This window comes from Sorangium sp. So ce1153, from assembly GCF_051521595.1.
In the GTDB taxonomy this organism is placed as follows: domain Bacteria; phylum Myxococcota_A; class Polyangia; order Polyangiales; family Polyangiaceae; genus Sorangium.
Map to the genome: position 1 here is coordinate 3281698 of NZ_CP150361.1, position 14031 is coordinate 3295728.

11 protein-coding genes are annotated in these 14031 nt (G+C 74.7%); 7 read left to right on the forward strand and 4 right to left on the reverse strand.

What is annotated here, in order from left to right:
* Positions 1–287: 287 nt before the first annotated feature.
* Positions 288–1586 carry a hypothetical protein gene (locus WME85_RS11705; RefSeq protein WP_437837687.1) on the reverse strand — a complete coding sequence of 433 codons (1299 nt, stop codon included), beginning with the start codon at positions 1584–1586 and terminating at the stop codon, positions 288–290.
* A gap of 54 nt (positions 1587–1640) precedes the next feature.
* On the opposite strand from WME85_RS11705, the gene WME85_RS11710 reads away from it, so the two are divergent.
* Together WME85_RS11710 and WME85_RS11715 are read left to right on the forward strand one after the other, a co-directional pair.
* Positions 1641–2909: a PQQ-dependent sugar dehydrogenase gene (locus tag WME85_RS11710; RefSeq protein WP_437837689.1), complete on the forward strand. Its 1269-nt coding sequence runs from the start codon at positions 1641–1643 to the stop codon at positions 2907–2909.
* Between the two features lie 128 nt (positions 2910–3037).
* The gene (locus tag WME85_RS11715; protein WP_437837691.1) at positions 3038–3826 is read left to right on the forward strand and encodes an SDR family NAD(P)-dependent oxidoreductase; all 789 of its coding nucleotides are present in this window, start codon (positions 3038–3040) and stop codon (positions 3824–3826) included.
* Positions 3827–3867: 41 nt separating this feature from the next.
* On the opposite strand, the gene WME85_RS11720 is transcribed toward WME85_RS11715, so the two are convergent.
* The 3 genes from WME85_RS11720 to WME85_RS11730 all read right to left on the reverse strand — a co-directional run bounded on the left by WME85_RS11720 (position 3868) and on the right by WME85_RS11730 (position 6879).
* Positions 3868–4791: an alpha/beta hydrolase family protein gene (locus WME85_RS11720; protein WP_437837693.1), complete on the reverse strand. Its 924-nt coding sequence runs from the start codon at positions 4789–4791 to the stop codon at positions 3868–3870.
* Between the two features lie 55 nt (positions 4792–4846).
* Positions 4847–5737 (reverse strand): AraC family transcriptional regulator, encoded by an 891-nt coding sequence (locus WME85_RS11725; protein ID WP_437837695.1) that lies wholly within the window; start codon positions 5735–5737, stop codon positions 4847–4849.
* Positions 5738–5877: 140 nt separating this feature from the next.
* Complete coding sequence (locus WME85_RS11730) at positions 5878–6879, reverse strand: LLM class flavin-dependent oxidoreductase (protein ID WP_437837697.1); 1002 nt, start codon at positions 6877–6879, stop codon at positions 5878–5880.
* 188 nt (positions 6880–7067) lie between these two features.
* Here WME85_RS11730 and WME85_RS11735 point away from each other — a divergent pair, with 188 nt between their 5' ends.
* From WME85_RS11735 to purK, 5 genes are all read left to right on the forward strand, one after another.
* Positions 7068–9731, forward strand: coding sequence for a HEAT repeat domain-containing protein (locus tag WME85_RS11735; protein WP_437837699.1), 2664 nt, complete (start codon positions 7068–7070; stop codon positions 9729–9731).
* A gap of 24 nt (positions 9732–9755) precedes the next feature.
* Positions 9756–11513 (forward strand): hypothetical protein, encoded by a 1758-nt coding sequence (locus tag WME85_RS11740; RefSeq protein WP_437837701.1) that lies wholly within the window; start codon positions 9756–9758, stop codon positions 11511–11513.
* A 266-nt stretch (positions 11514–11779) separates the two neighbouring features.
* Complete coding sequence (locus tag WME85_RS11745; protein ID WP_437309208.1) at positions 11780–12067, forward strand: TerB family tellurite resistance protein; 288 nt, start codon at positions 11780–11782, stop codon at positions 12065–12067.
* Positions 12068–12153: 86 nt separating this feature from the next.
* Complete coding sequence (purE, locus tag WME85_RS11750; protein ID WP_437842274.1) at positions 12154–12699, forward strand: 5-(carboxyamino)imidazole ribonucleotide mutase; 546 nt, start codon at positions 12154–12156, stop codon at positions 12697–12699.
* A 10-nt stretch (positions 12700–12709) separates the two neighbouring features.
* Positions 12710–13906: a 5-(carboxyamino)imidazole ribonucleotide synthase gene (purK, locus tag WME85_RS11755; RefSeq protein ID WP_437837703.1), complete on the forward strand. Its 1197-nt coding sequence runs from the start codon at positions 12710–12712 to the stop codon at positions 13904–13906.
* Positions 13907–14031 lie beyond the last annotated feature (125 nt).

The following is a 14031-nucleotide window of genomic DNA, read 5'->3' on the forward strand; positions in this document are numbered from 1 at the left end:
CCTCGCGCCCGGCGCGCGCGACGCCGGCCGCGGCCGCGCGGCGCTGCGATCGCCGGGAGCATGAAGCCCGGCGCGCGCGATCACCACGTCGCGGCGCGCGCGCGAGGGCGTTTCCTGCGCGCTCCCTTCGCCGGCTTGCAGAGCGCCCTTCAGCCCGGCGCCTCGGACGGCAGCGGTAGGGCGGCAGGCGCAGGGCGCGACAGAGGCTTTGCAGCGGCGGGTGGGCGCTGGCGCGCGATCGTCCGCCGGCGTGGGGCGGGCGTCGGCTCCAGCCGGCGAGCTGGCCGTCAGGGCGCGCCGGGCGGGTAGCCGGCGGCGGGGGTCATCGCGGCGATCCAGGCGCGGACCGCGGCGACGGAGGTCTCGTCGACGCGGTGGGTCGCGAGCGGCGGCATCTGCTCGGGCGGCGCGCCGGGCGCGTCGCGCCGGGACATGGCGCGGACCACCGTGCTGCGATCGGGATCGAGGGGCCTTATCCGGTAATAGCGCGCCTCCGGCGGCGCCCCCGGCGGGCGGAGCTTCGCTGGCTGGTTGATCGCCGTCTGGTAGACGCGCGCGCCGCGCACGTCGCCCACCTGACCGGCAGCGTCGATGTTGAGGCGCATCTCGAAATGCGTCGCGACGCCGAGCGGGTGATGGCACGAGACGCCGCAGTTGACATGGAGCAGGCCGAGGGCGCTCCGCTCGGTGGGGCTCCCGGGGACCGCGAGGGCGGCCGCGCCGGGGAGCGCGGCGCCGGAGGTCGTCGAGAGGAGGCCGCGCTGGACGAGCTCGGCGTAGGTCAGGCCGCTGGCCTCCGGCGCGGCGAGCTGGATCGCCTCGAAGCCGAGCGGGTTGTCCGTCTTGCCCGCGTGGCAGCGGATGCAGTCGACCTGCGCCGGGATCGCGTAGCCTTCCACGCCCGGCACGCGAGGAACGCCGGCCTTCACCTGCACAGCGCTGGCGCCGTCCTCGGACCAGACGTAGGTGGCGCGCGTCCAGCGATCCTCCGCGGTCTTCCAGAGGAGCCTCGTCTCGAGGCGGCGGCTCGCGCCGGCGACGGGCAACCGGAACTCCTTCCACAGCCGGGTGCCGACCGGAAACACCCAGTCGTTCATCCGCGAGACATCGATGGTCGAGCCGGGAGGGAGGTAGATCCAGCGCGTCTTCTCGGCGCCGTCGCTCCAGAGCTCGAACGCCGGCTTGAACTCGCGGACACCCTCCGCGAGCGTGCGCGCGCCGAAGTCGCTGTAGAGGCCGGTGCAGCGGAGATCGGGAGGATCGGCGTCGCCCTCCTTGCAGGGCGGCAGATCCCGGGCGACCGCGGGCGGGCCAGCGGCGGCCCGCTCGTCCGGGGGGGCGCGGCGCGCGGACGGGACGGCGGCGGCGAGCCGGTCCGGCGCGGGGAGGGGCTCGGTCCGGGGCGTCTCCTTCGCGCTGCAGCCCGCGCCGGCGCTGGTCGCGAGCAGCAGCGTTGCGGTGGCGGCTTGCCAGAGCCGGCGGCTCGTGATGGAGGAAGAGGTGGAGGTGACCGCTTGATCGAGAGACCGAGCCCCCGGCGCGCCGTCGGGCGCGCTGCCTGCGTGACGAGAGCGTGCGCGTTCCATCGGGCCGCCTGCTGCCTCCTGCTCGCGGGCAGTGTAGCCGCGTGCGAGAAGCGTGTGCAGGTCGCCGGGCCGCCCGAAGGGGCTCGCGAGGGCAGCGCCGCCGCACCGGCCGCGGCAGCGGAGGCGACCCCGCCCGCGAAGGCCGGCGCGGCGACGGACGGCTCGGCGCCCGCGGCGCCGGGAGGGGCGCCTGCGGCGGAGGGCGCGCCTGCGAGCGCGCCGGCGAGCGCCGCGGAGCTCGCTCGCCCGGCGAAGTGCGGCGGCGGCGTTCCGCCGCTGAAGCTCACCCTCGTCGCGGGCGGGCTCGACCAGCCGACGTACGTCGCCGCGCCGCCGGGCGATCCGGCGCGCCTCGTGGTGCTCGAGAAGCCGGGGATCATCCGGCTCATCAAGGACGGCGCCGTCCAGCCGGCGCCCTTCCTCGACCTCCGCTCGCGCGTCTTCTTCCCGGCGCCGAACGCGGAGGGCGGCCTGCTCGGGCTCGCCTTCCACCCGGACTATGCGAAGAACGGGCGCTTCTGGCTCCACTACTCGTCGGCCCCGCGCGGCAATGTCGTGATCGAGGAGTGGAAGCGCGCGGCGCAGGGCGGCGACGCTGCCCACCCCGAGCCGGTCCGCTCCCTCGTCGACGTGAAGCACGGCGCCTGGAACCACGTCGGCGGCATGCTGGCCTTCGGCAAGGACGGCTACCTCTACGCCGCGATCGGCGACTCCGCGCGATCGCCGAGCCCCGCGGCCGACCTCACCTCGAAGCTCGGCAAGATCCTCCGCATCAACGTCGATGAGCCGTCGAGGTCGCCGGCGGGCAACATGACGAGCGGAGATACGATGATCTGGGACTACGGCCTCCGGAACCCGTGGCGGTTCAGCTTCGACCGGCTCACCGGGGACCTCTACATCGGTGATGTCGGCCAGAAGAGCTGGGAGGAGATCCTGGTGGAGCGCCCCGGCCAGGGCAGGAACGATTACGGCTGGGAGGCGATGGAGGGCACCCACTGCTATCCTCCCGGCTCCGCGTGCAAGCCGCGCGGCGTCCCGCCCACGGTCGAGCACCCGCGCAGCGAGGCGGGCTCGATCGTCGGCGGCTATGTCTACCGCGGGGCGAAGATCCCGTGCCTGCGCGGCCGCTACGTCTACGCCGATTACGTGACAGGCCGCTTCTTCTCCTTCGTCTGGGACGGCAAGGCCGCGACCGACCGCGTCGAGCTCACCTCCGCCTTGAGCCCTCCCGGCCTCCCGGCGTCCTTCGGCGAGGACGCCGCCGGGGAGGTCTACGTGGTGATGTTCAACACGGGGCGGGTCTACCGGCTCGACCCGGGGTGAGGCGCGGGCGTCGTCAGGGGCGCGTCGGCGCCGGCGCTGGACAGGTGAGACCCCGCGGTCGTTCCTTCTTGCGGAGGTGACCGCCGCGAGGGCAGCTCATTCCTCATTGGTTGAACGGAGATGTGTCTATGGGAATCTTGGACGGCAAGGTCATCATCGTCACGGGCGCGAGCTCGGGTATCGGCAGGGCGGCGGCGGCTGCGCTCGCGGCCGAGGGCGCCAGCGTGGTCGCGAGCGCGCGGCGCGAGGCGCAGGGGCGCGCGCTGGTCGAGGAGATCAAGCGCCGCGGCGGGGAGATCACCTGGGTGACGGCCGACGTGCGGGTCGAGCGCGACGTCGTGGCGCTCGTGGACGCCGCGCGCTCCACCTACGACCGGCTCGACGGCGCCTTCAACAACGCCGGATACGGCACGATGGGGCCGCTCGCCGAGGTGACCAACGAAGACTACGACGCGCTCATGGATACGAACCTCCGCGGCGCCTTCTGGTGCATGAAGTACGAGATCAAGGCCATGCTCGCGGGCGGCGGCGGCGCCATCGTCAACTGCGCCTCGGCGGGCGCATGGCGCGCCGCGCCCGGGATCACGGTGTACGGCGCCTCCAAGGCGGGCCTCGTCGCGCTCACGCGCGGCGCCGCCGTCGAGTACGCGCAGCAGGGTATCCGCGTCAACTCGGTGAGCCCTGGCATCGTCTCGTCGGAGATGGCGACCGCGGGCTGGCGCCTCGAGACGCCCGAGGGCGCCGCCTTCGCCGCGTCGCTGCACGCCATGAACCGCGTCGGCGCGCCCGAGGAGGTCGCCGCGCTCGTCGCCTTCCTCCTCAGCGACAAGGCCTCGTTCATCACCGGCCAGGACATCCCGGTCGACGGCGGCTTCCTGGCGCAGGTGTGGCCCGCGACGCAGGGCGGCGGGGGCTGAGCCGCGCGGGCCGGGGCTGCGACGCGCGCCATCGCTAGTGACTAGATGGCAGACCGTGGATCGACGACGGGAGGGCCGCCTGACGGACAGGGCGACGATGACGCGCTCCGCCCCAGCGACGCGTCGAGAAAGCCGACCACGTCCTGCTGGAGCTGGCGTTGAAACGCCTCGCGATCGAAGCCGGGGGGATCGGTGGCGGGCAGGAAGCCCGGGTTGCACATGTGGGGGGGGAACGGGCTCAGGAAGGAGAAGTGCCCCGCGTTCTCGACGATCTTGCAGGTGACCTGCGCTCGGTCGGGGACGAGATCGAGGACGAGCTGCCCTTGCCACCTCGGCGTGATGCGGTCGTGCTCCGCCACGAGCAAGAGGATGGGCGCCCTGACGTCCTGCAAGGCGTGGTCGGGGACGAACCATCCCGTCGCGGGGGCCATCAGGACCAGCGCCTTGACGCGCGGATCGCTCGTGACCGCGACCTTCTGGCCTGGCCCCGTCCAGGGCTGGCCGCCCGCCACGGCGAGCGCTGTATAGCCGCCCATGGAGTGGCCGAGGAGCGCGACGTTGTCACGCTGCAGATGAGGCCCGATCTCCGCGTCGGAACAGAGAGCGTCGAGCGTCAGCCGGATGTGCCGAGGTCGGTTCTCGAGGTTCTCGAGCGCCTCGGACAGGGATCGATCATGGCGGTTGTCCCCGGGGTGCTCCGGCATCGCGACGATGTACCCGCTCCGCGCGAGGTGGGACGCGAGCGTCCGGTACGCGAGGGGCGTCCCGCCGCCGCCGTGCGAGATGACCACGAGGGGCGAGGGGCCAGCGGGAAGGGGGGCGTCCGGAGCGACCTCGAGCGAATAAGGCCCCATCGAGACGACCTCGGCCGGGACGTCGGTCGAGTACATCAGGAGCACCGGAAACGACAGGTCCTTCATCGCGTCTCGAACGACAAGGCTGCGGCTGCCCACGAATTGATTCATGCTCGTTTCTCCGGGAGGCGTCAGGGGGACGGGAGATCGGGAAATGACCGCCTGTTCACTGGAGCGGGAGGAAGATGTCCGTGACCGCCTCGTGATCGGGCACCTCCGGGAAGAAGCGCACCCGCTGCAGGAAGAGCGGGAAACTCCGCAGCTCCTCTCCGCTCGCGGGCAGCCAGATTGCGTACAGGTACTTCACGGCGTGAAAGAGCGTGTCGTCGCCTCCGGTGTGCCGCAGGACGGCGCAGCGGCCGCCAGGGATCGTCTTCTCGACGACGCCGAACGGGTTCTCTGACACCGGGCGATCGATCCCCGCGCAGAGGTCCGCGCGGTAGGCCTCCGGCGGGGTCGCGGCCGGGTCGTCGTGCAGGATGTTGAACGTCGCGCTCACCCGCGGCGGGAGCCTGTTCTCCTTGCGCCACGCGATGAACCCGCGCACCGATTCGAGGATCCGCTTCGGGTCGCCCCGGTGCTCGAAGGCAGCGACGCGCGTCTCCTCGAACCGCACTACCCTCACTTCCTCGGCGCGATGAGCGGACTGCATGGGGAGGGTCCTTGTCTCTCTCAGGCGCTCGTGGGTCGCGTGCCAGGGGTCCCACCTGGGCTGCTCCCGGAACTCGGACGGCGTCTGCCCGAAGGCCTTCTTGAAGGCGCGAGAGAACGCTTCGGGGCTCTCGTAGCCGCTCGCCATCGCGACATCGATGATCCGGGCCTGCTCCCGCGCCGGCAGGGCGAGCCGGTACGACGCGCGCCGCAGGCGGACGAGCTTCACGTACTCGTGGACGCCCATCCCGAACAGCTCGGAGAACTGCCGCTGAAAATGGTACTTCGAGAACGCGGCGACGCCGCTCAGCCGCTCGAGCGTCAAGTCCTCTTCCAGGTGCGCGTCGATGTGCTCGAGCACCCTGCGGAACCTGGCGATGTAGGCGTTCGCGGCGGCTTCGGTCAACGCGGTGTCCTCCTCGGAGTGAGGCTCGGCGTGAGGCAGGCGCAGGGTAACGAGCGGCCGCCCGCCGTGCCTGACCGAAATTGCTGAACTTCAGGGCAACCGGTCCCCGGGCCGCGCCGGAGGTGGCCCGGCGAGGCGCCTCACCCGGCGCGGGCGAGCTCGTCGCGCACCTGCGCCGTGATCTCGAACGAGCGCACCCGCGCGGCGTGGTCGAAGATCTGGGACGTCACCATCAGCTCGTCGGCGCGGGTGCGCTCGATGAAGGCCTCCAGGCCGCGCCGCACGGTCTCCGGCGAGCCCACGGCCGAGCAGGAGAGCGCCTGCTCGAGGCCGGCTCGCTCCATCGGGCCCAGCTCGCGCTCGAAGCCCTCGACCGGCGGCGGCAGGGGCCCTGGCCGGCCGCGGCGCAGGTTGATGAAGGCCTGCTGGAGAGAGCTCCAGAGCCGGCGGGCCTCCTCGTCGGTGTCGGCGGCGAACACGTTGAAGCCGAGCATCAGGCGGGGCTGCGCGAGCTGCGCCGAGGGGCGGAACTCCCGGCGGTACAGCGCGATCGCCTGCATCAGCTGGCCCGGCGCGAAGTGCGACGCGAAGGCGTAGGGCAGGCCCAGCGCCGCGGCGAGCTGCGCGCCGAAGAGGCTGGAGCCGAGGATCCAGATCGGCACGTCCAGGCCGGCGCCGGGCACGGCGCGCACGGGCTGGCCAGGCTCCGCCGGGCGGAAGTAGCCCATCAGCTCGAGGACGTCCTGCGGGAAGCCGTCGACGTCGCCGGCGAGGTTGCGCCGCAGCGCGCGGGCGGTCAGCGGGTCCGAGCCGGGCGCGCGGCCGAGGCCCAGGTCGATGCGCCCGGGGAAGAGCGACGCCAGCGTGCCGAACTGCTCGGCGATCACGAGGGGCGCGTGGTTCGGGAGCATGATCCCGCCCGCGCCGACGCGGATCGTCGAGGTGCCGCCAGCCACGTGCGCGATCACGACCGAGGTCGCGGCGCTGGCCACGCCGCCCATGTTGTGGTGCTCGGCCAGCCAGTAACGGCGATAGCCGAGCCGCTCGGCGTGCCGCGCCAGGTCGAGGGTGTTGTGCAGGGCCTGGGCGGCGTCTCCGCCCTGGACAATCGGAGAAAGGTCGAGAACGGAGAAGGGAATCATATCAGGCACCTCGCCTGACTGTTGCACGCCGGGGACGGTCGCGGGAGCGCCAGGAAAAGGTCCTCCCCGCGGCCGGCGGAGGCGCCCGTCCCCCGGGCGCTCGCGTCCGCCCGGCGGGCCGGCTCGCGGCGATCGAGCCACCTGGAACGGCCATGACGCGGCCGCGCCCGCTGTACTACGCTCCGGGCGTGCGCCGTTCTGTCTCGCCGCTGCGCCGCCTCCCGCACGTCCTGCTCGTCGTCGCCGCCTCGGCCGCCGCGCTCGCGCCGCCCGGGGACGCGGCCGCCTTCCTCTGGCCCAACGTGCCGGAGCAGATCGCGCGCGCGCTCACCTCGGGCGACGTGTCGGAGCGCCGGCTCGCCGCGACCCGCGTCGGCGAGCTCGCCCCGGAGACGGCGATCGGGCTCATCCAGAAGGGCATGAGCGATCCGGACGTCGAGGTGCGCCTGCACCTCGCCGGGGCGGCCGTGCGCTTCCGGATGCCTCGCGCGGGAGACCTCGTGATCGAGTGGCTCGGCGAGGGCGACGCGCGCCTGCGGCTCGCGGCCTGCGATGTGATCCGCGCGGCGCCAACGGACCGCTCCGTCGTCGCGCTCGGGCGGGTGCTCGGCGATCCCGACCCGCACGTCCGCCTCGCCGCCGCGGCCGCGATGGGCGCGGCGGGGCTCCCGGACGCCGTGTCGCCGCTGCTCGGCCACCTCGACGACACGGCGCCCGAGGTGCGCGCCGAGGTCGCGCGCGCGCTCGGCCGGATCGGCGACGCGCGCGCCGTCGTGCCGCTCATCGGCAAGGTGCAGGACTCGGTGCCGGAGGTCCGCAGGGCCACGTCGCGGGCGCTCGGGGAGCTCGGCGACGCGCGGGCGGTCAGCGCGCTCATCCTCGCGCTGCAGGACGCGTCCCAGGACGTCCGCGTCGAGGCGGTGACCGCGCTCGGACGGCTGCGCTCCGACGAGGCGACGTCCGCGATCGCCGATCTCGTCGCGGCGTCGCCGGGGGCCGCGGGCGCGTTCGCCGGCGCGCGCCCGGCCGACAGCAGCGCGTCGAGCAACGACGTGCGGGAAGCGGCGCTGCGGGCGCTCGGCCGCGTCGGCTCCGACGCGGCGGTGAAGGTGCTGCTGGCGGCGCTCGCGAAGGACGACCCGGCGGCGCCGCGGTCGGCGGTCCGCGACGCCCTCGTCAGCGCCGGGAAGCTGGCGGCGACGGTCGTCCCGTCGCTCATCGCCGCGCTCTCGGCCGCGCCGTCGGGCAACACCGCGGCGGGCGCTGCCCTCGTGCTCGGTGAGCTCAAGGCGAGGGAAGGGCTCCCCGCGCTCGTCCGGGGGATGCAGCGCGGCGTCGTCCCGCTCCGGCACGGGCTCCGCGCGCTCGGGGCGCTCGGCGACCCCGCGGCGCTGCCCAGCGTGCTCGAGCTGCTCGGCGACGCCGACCCCTCGGTCCGCCGCGAGGCGATCCGCACCGCGACAGCGCTGCTCGATCCGGCGCGGCCCGACGGGCGCGCGGTCGACCCGGCGCGCGCCTTGCTGGTCGACCCGGCCACGCCGCCCGACGAGAAGCTCGCCCTGGTCCAGCTGCTCGGGCGCACCGGCTCGCCGCGCGCGCAGGCGGTCCTGCTGCCGCTGGCGAAGGCCCGCTCCGCCGCGCTCCGCCTCGCGGTGATCGAGGCGCTCGGGGCCGCGCGCGCCGCCGGGAAGCTCGGCGCCGCTGTCGACGCCGCGCTGCTCGAGGCGCTCGACGACGAGTCGGCCGACGTGCGCCTCCGCGCGGCGGTCTCGCTCTCCCGCGTCGCCGGCCCGGGGAGCGCGCGCGCGCTGCTCCAGCGCCTCACCGTCGCCGCCGAGCAGGACCGGGGCGCGCTCGGCATCGCCCTCTCGGGCGCGCTCTCCCGCGCCGGCGACGGCAGGGGCGCAAAGGACGCGAAGGACGCAAAGGACGCGAACGACGCGAGCAACGCGAAGGACCCGGGCGATCCGGACCTCGTCCGCGACGTGGCGGCCGCCGTCGCGAGCGCGCCGGACGCCGCGCGCGACGCGCTGCTCGAGGGGCTCGGCCGCATGCCGGGGCAGGCCGCGGGCGCCGCGCTCGCCCGGATGGCCGCGACCGCGCCCATCGACGACCGCCGCAAGATCGCCGAGGCGCTCGCGGGGCACCCCGAGGCCGCCGCGGCGCTCCGCAAGCTCGCGGGCGATCCGGATCCCGGCGTGCGCGCCAGCGCGATCTGGTCGCTGGGCGCGGTGGGCGCCGCGGACGCGCTGCCGCTGCTCCCGCCGCTGCTCAGGGACCCCGACGCCGCCGTGGCGGGCAACGCGGCGGGCGCGATCGGGCGCATCGCGGGCCGCGCTGGCTTGCCTGCGCGCGCGTCCGCGGCGCTCTGCGGGGCGCTGTCGGACGCGCGCCCGTACGTGCGCGCCAACGCGCTCGCGGGCCTCACCGTCGCCCGGGCGCGCTGCGACGGCGCCGCGCCGAGGGACCTGCTCGCGCGCGACCCCGCCGAGGCGGTCCGCCTCGCCGCCGCCGACCACCTCGCGCAGGTCGGCGCCGACCCCGACCGGCGCGCGCTCGCCCGCTGCGCCAGCGAGGACAGGAACGCGACCGTCGCGGCGCGTTGCGCGAGCGCCGCCCCGCACCGCGCGCCCCCCGCCGGCGCCGAGGACGTCGTTGTCTTCGTCGTCCCGTTCGACGCCGGCCGCGGCGACTCGGCCCGCGACGCGCCCGTGCCGCGCGCGCCGTTCGCGCTCGTGCGCGCGGACGGGCTCATGCGCCTCGGCGTCGCGGACCGTCGCGGCGAGCTCTTCGAGCGCGGCGCCCCCCGCGGGCCGCTGCGCCTCGCCGTCCCGGCGCCGCTCGTGAAGTGAGCCCGCGCCGCTGAGCCGGACGCCATGCGAAGCCGACCCGACATCGAGCTCCGGATGTCCAGGACCGTCCACCCGGGCGACGTCGTCCTGGTCGAGCTCGTGCTCCGCAGCCGCGGTCGGACGCCGGTCGACTCGATCGAGCTCCACCTGGAGGGCATGCAGGTCGCCCGCGTCGAGGAGCGCGTCCTCGTGCCCCCCCATTTCCTCTCGCTCGTCGCGCGCGTCGCCGGGGAGACGACGCTCCCGGACGGCGAGCAGCGCTACCGCGCGAGCTTCCCGCTCCCGCCGGACGCGCCCTGCTCGTACCTCGGCACGCGCGCCGAGATCCGCTACGGCATCACGCTCTCCATCGCGATCCCGTGGTGGCTCGACGTCCAGGAGTCGTACGAGGTGCTCGTCTCGCCGCGCCCCGTCACGCGCCCCGGCCGGTCGCCGGTCGCCGGGACCACGGCGCGCGGCGACAGCCCCTTCGTCGAGGTCTCGCTCGACGATCAGGTCTTCGCGCCGGGCGACGAGATCTCCGGGGCGGTGGCCCTCGGCAACGTGCAGGGCCGCAGCGTGCGCGGGATCGAGATCTCGCTCGTCGGCGTCGAGCGCCTCCTCGGCGCCGACCCCGGCGCGTCGAACCGCGCGACCGAGGCGCACCGCTTCACCGCCTTCCGCCGCGCCGACAGCCGCGACGAGGGGCGCGAGCTGCCGTTCCGGTTCCGGATCCCGCGCTCGGTCGCGCCCTCGTTCGACGCCGGCTGGGTCGCCCTCGTCTGGGGGCTCGAGGTGCGCGTCGAGCTCGCGCGCGGCGACGGCATCGTCCACACGACGCCGCTCATCCTCGGCGCCTTTGACAGGCCGCCCGACCTCGGCTCGATGCGCCGGCAGATCGGCTCGGGGAGGTGGCGCGCCGTCTGGGAGGCGGTCGGCGCGCGCCACGGCCTCTCGCTCGACCCGCTGGAGCTGCGGCTCACGGGCGCGCTCGCCGGCTGCGCGGCGTCGGTGTGGATCGACGCGGGCTCGTCGTCGAGCGGCGCGCTCATGGGCGAGCTGCGCTGGCCGTCGTGGGGGCTCGACCTGGACGTCGGCGTGAAGCGCTTCCTGCTCGCGCTCTCGTCCGAGGACGACGAGGGCTTCGGCCGTCGCTACCGCGTGCGCGGGCGCGACGCCGGCCAGGTCCGCGCCGTGATCGCGGGGCCGCTGCGTCGGGCGCTGCTCGCCTTCGACGACGTCCGGCTCGACGACGAGCACGTGGCGGTCCGGTCCCGCACGCCGGGCCACGATCAGCCCTGGCTCGGCGCGTTCCTCGAGCACCTCGCCGCGCTGGCGGTCGAGATCACGGCCGCTTCCGCGCGCATCCCGCCGCCCACGCCGATGGCCGGCATGCGCCCGGCCTGGGAGCGCTTCGCGGCCGAGCTCCACGGCCGCCTCGAGGTGGGCCGCATGCGCATCCGGGACGCGCAGCTCGACGGCGCCACGTTCCACATCGACACCTGCTTCGAGCGCGGCCTCCACCCCGAGTGCTCCGAGGTCACGCTGGTGCTCGATCCGCCGCTCGACGCGCCGCTCGATCCGGACGACCCGGAGCAGCTGCGCGCCGCCTCGCCCGGCGCGCGCGAGGCCGTCAAGCGCCTCCGGGCCCGCGCGCGCGCGCTCCGGATCGCCCCGCACGCCATCGTGGTCACCGTGCCGGCGCCGCTCGAGGACCCCGCGACCCTGCGCGACCTGCTCGGCGCGCAGCTGCACCTGGCGGCGCTCCTGCGCGGCCCCCGCGTCGCCGGCCCGTACCGCTGAGCCGCGGCGGGCGGGCGCGCCGGGCGACCGCCGGAGCCACGGAGACGCGAGTCACGGAAGGCGCGCGGCGCGGGAAGTCGGGAAGTCGGGAAGTCGGGAAGTCGAGCGCGGCGCGGGAGCGCGAGCGCGGGTAGGCACCAGGCAGCCGGCTCCGGGATCTCCTTACGGCGGGCCGGCCAATGATTTCCACACAAAACGCCGCCTGATCCGGGCTAGAGTCCCCTCCCATGCTCGAAAAGCTCTCTCGCCAAGAACGCCTCCAGCTGATGCGGTTCATCTGTTCGTTCGCCTGGGCCGACCTCCAGGTGCGCGAGCAGGAGCGCGAGTTCGTGCGCAAGATGATCCTGCGGCTCCAGCTGGACGAGGAGGAGGCCAAGGAGGTGCGCAGCTGGCTCGACGTGCCCCCCGCGGCCGACGACCTGGATCCGATGAAGATCCCCCGCGCGCACCGGCAGCTCTTCCTGGCCGCCGCGCGCGAGATGATCTCGTCGGACGGCGAGATCGGCGAGGAGGAGCGCGAGAGCCTGAGCCTGCTCGAGCAGCTCACGCGCTGACGCGGTCGCGACGCGCCGATGGCGCGGCGCGTTTGTGGATCGATGACCGGGGGATCGGTGGAACGAGCGGTGGAACGATGAGCACGATGGCGCAGGGAGGGGCCGGCGAGGGCCGGGCCCCCACGGAATTGAAGGCGAGCTCGACCGAGAAGCCCTGGGTCGGCGTGATCATGGGCGGCAAGAGCGACTACGAGCACCTCGCGGTGACCAGCGAGCTGCTCACGCAGCTCGGCGTCCCGCACGAGGTGCGCGTCGTCTCGGCGCACCGCACACCGGACCGGATGTTCGAGTACGCGAGCTCGGCCGAGGGGCGCGGGCTCGAGGTGATCATCGCCGCCGCCGGCGGCGCCGCGCACCTGCCTGGCATGGTCGCCGCGAAGACGGTGCTGCCGGTCATCGGCGTGCCCATCCCCGCCACGGCGCTGAACGGCATGGACGCGCTGCTCTCGATCGTCCAGATGCCGAAGGGCGTCCCCGTCGCCACGATGGCGATCGGCAAGCCCGGCGCGGCGAACGCCGCCCTGTTCGCGGCGGCGATCCTGGCTGGCAAGCACCCCGAGCTCCGCGAGCGCCTCGCCGCCTTCCGCAGCGCGCAGGAAGCGGCGGTGCTCCGCGACGCGATCCTCGTATAGGTCCCCTGCAATGCCCATCGCCCCCGGATCCACGCTCGGTATTCTCGGCGGCGGCCAGCTCGGCCGCATGACGGCGCTCGCCGCCCGCACGCTTGGGTACAAGGTCCACGCGCTCGACCCGGACCCGGACTGCCCGGCCCGATCGGTGCTCGATCAGTGCATCGTCGCGTCGTTCAACGACGTGGAGAAGGCGGTCGAGCTCGCGTCGCAGTGCGACGTGGTGACCCTCGAGATCGAGAAGGTCTCCACGGAGGGCCTCGCGGCGGCCGCCCGCTTCGCGCCGGTGCGCCCGTCGGCCGACGTGCTGGCCATGGTGCAGGACCGCGGCGTGCAGAAGGCCTGGCTGTCGCGCAACGGCTTCCCTGTGGGCCCCTTCCGCGAGGTCGCGACGAGCGAGCAGCTCCTCGAGGCGACGCGCGCCATGGGCGGCGCGTGCTTCGTGAAGTCGTGCGTCGGCGGGTACGACGGCCGGGGGCAGCTGCGGCTCTCGGCGGGCGCTGCGCCGGGCGAGGGCGGCAAGGGCGACGCCGGGGCGGAGGCCGCCGCGCTCTTCGGGTCGCTCGGCGGCCAGCGCTGCGTCGTCGAGCAGGCGCTCGATCTCGAGGCCGAGCTGTCGGTGCTCGTCGCGCGGAGCCCGAGCGGCAAGCTGGCGGTGTACCCGCCGGCCTTGAACCACCACCGCGACCAGATCCTCGACTGGTCGCTGCTGCCGGGCCCGCTCACCGCCGCGGTGACGGGTCAGGCGGTGCAGATCGCGCTCGATCTCGCGGTGGGCCTGCGCGTCGAGGGCCTGCTCGTCGTCGAGCTCTTCCTGCTCAAGGACGGCCGCCTGCTCATCAACGAGCTCGCCCCGCGGCCGCACAACAGCTACCACGCGTCCGAGGTCGCCTGCGCGACGAGCCAGTTCGAGCAGGCGGTGCGCGCCGTGTGCGACCTCCCGCTCGGCTCGGTCGAGATCGTCCGCCCGGCGGCGATCGTCAACCTGCTCGGCGACGCGTGGCTCGAGGGCGCGCCGCCGGCCTTCGAGGCCGCGCTGGAGATCCCGGGCGTCCGGCTCCACCTCTACGGCAAGCGGATCGCTCGCCCTGGCCGCAAGATGGGCCACCTCTCGGCCACGGGCCGCACGCCGGAGGAGGCCCTGGTCGCCGCGAAGCTCGCGATGGCCCGGCTCTCGGCGCACGCCGGGCTGCCGCTCCCCGGGCGCTGACGCTCGGAGACCGCCCCGCGCCGCGCGGCGCGCTCACCACATCGCCACACCCAGCTTCGCGAGCATGGCGCCGCGGCGCTCGCCCGCGCTGCGCCGGTCGTACCGGGACGTCAGCGTGAGATAGC

Excerpts from the sequence above, each read along its gene's own strand:
- WME85_RS11705 (WP_437837687.1), bottom strand. The coding sequence starts at position 1,586 with ATGGAACGCGCACGCTCTCGTCACGCAGGCAGCGCGCCCGACGGCGCG.
- purE (WP_437842274.1), top strand. The coding sequence starts at position 12,154 with ATGGCGCAGGGAGGGGCCGGCGAGGGCCGGGCCCCCACGGAATTGAAG.
- WME85_RS11715 (WP_437837691.1), top strand. The coding sequence starts at position 3,038 with ATGGGAATCTTGGACGGCAAGGTCATCATCGTCACGGGCGCGAGCTCG.
- WME85_RS11740 (WP_437837701.1), top strand. The coding sequence starts at position 9,756 with ATGCGAAGCCGACCCGACATCGAGCTCCGGATGTCCAGGACCGTCCAC.
- purK (WP_437837703.1), top strand. The coding sequence starts at position 12,710 with ATGCCCATCGCCCCCGGATCCACGCTCGGTATTCTCGGCGGCGGCCAG.
- WME85_RS11730 (WP_437837697.1), bottom strand. The coding sequence starts at position 6,879 with ATGATTCCCTTCTCCGTTCTCGACCTTTCTCCGATTGTCCAGGGCGGA.
- WME85_RS11720 (WP_437837693.1), bottom strand. The coding sequence starts at position 4,791 with ATGAATCAATTCGTGGGCAGCCGCAGCCTTGTCGTTCGAGACGCGATG.
- WME85_RS11745 (WP_437309208.1), top strand. The coding sequence starts at position 11,780 with ATGCGGTTCATCTGTTCGTTCGCCTGGGCCGACCTCCAGGTGCGCGAG.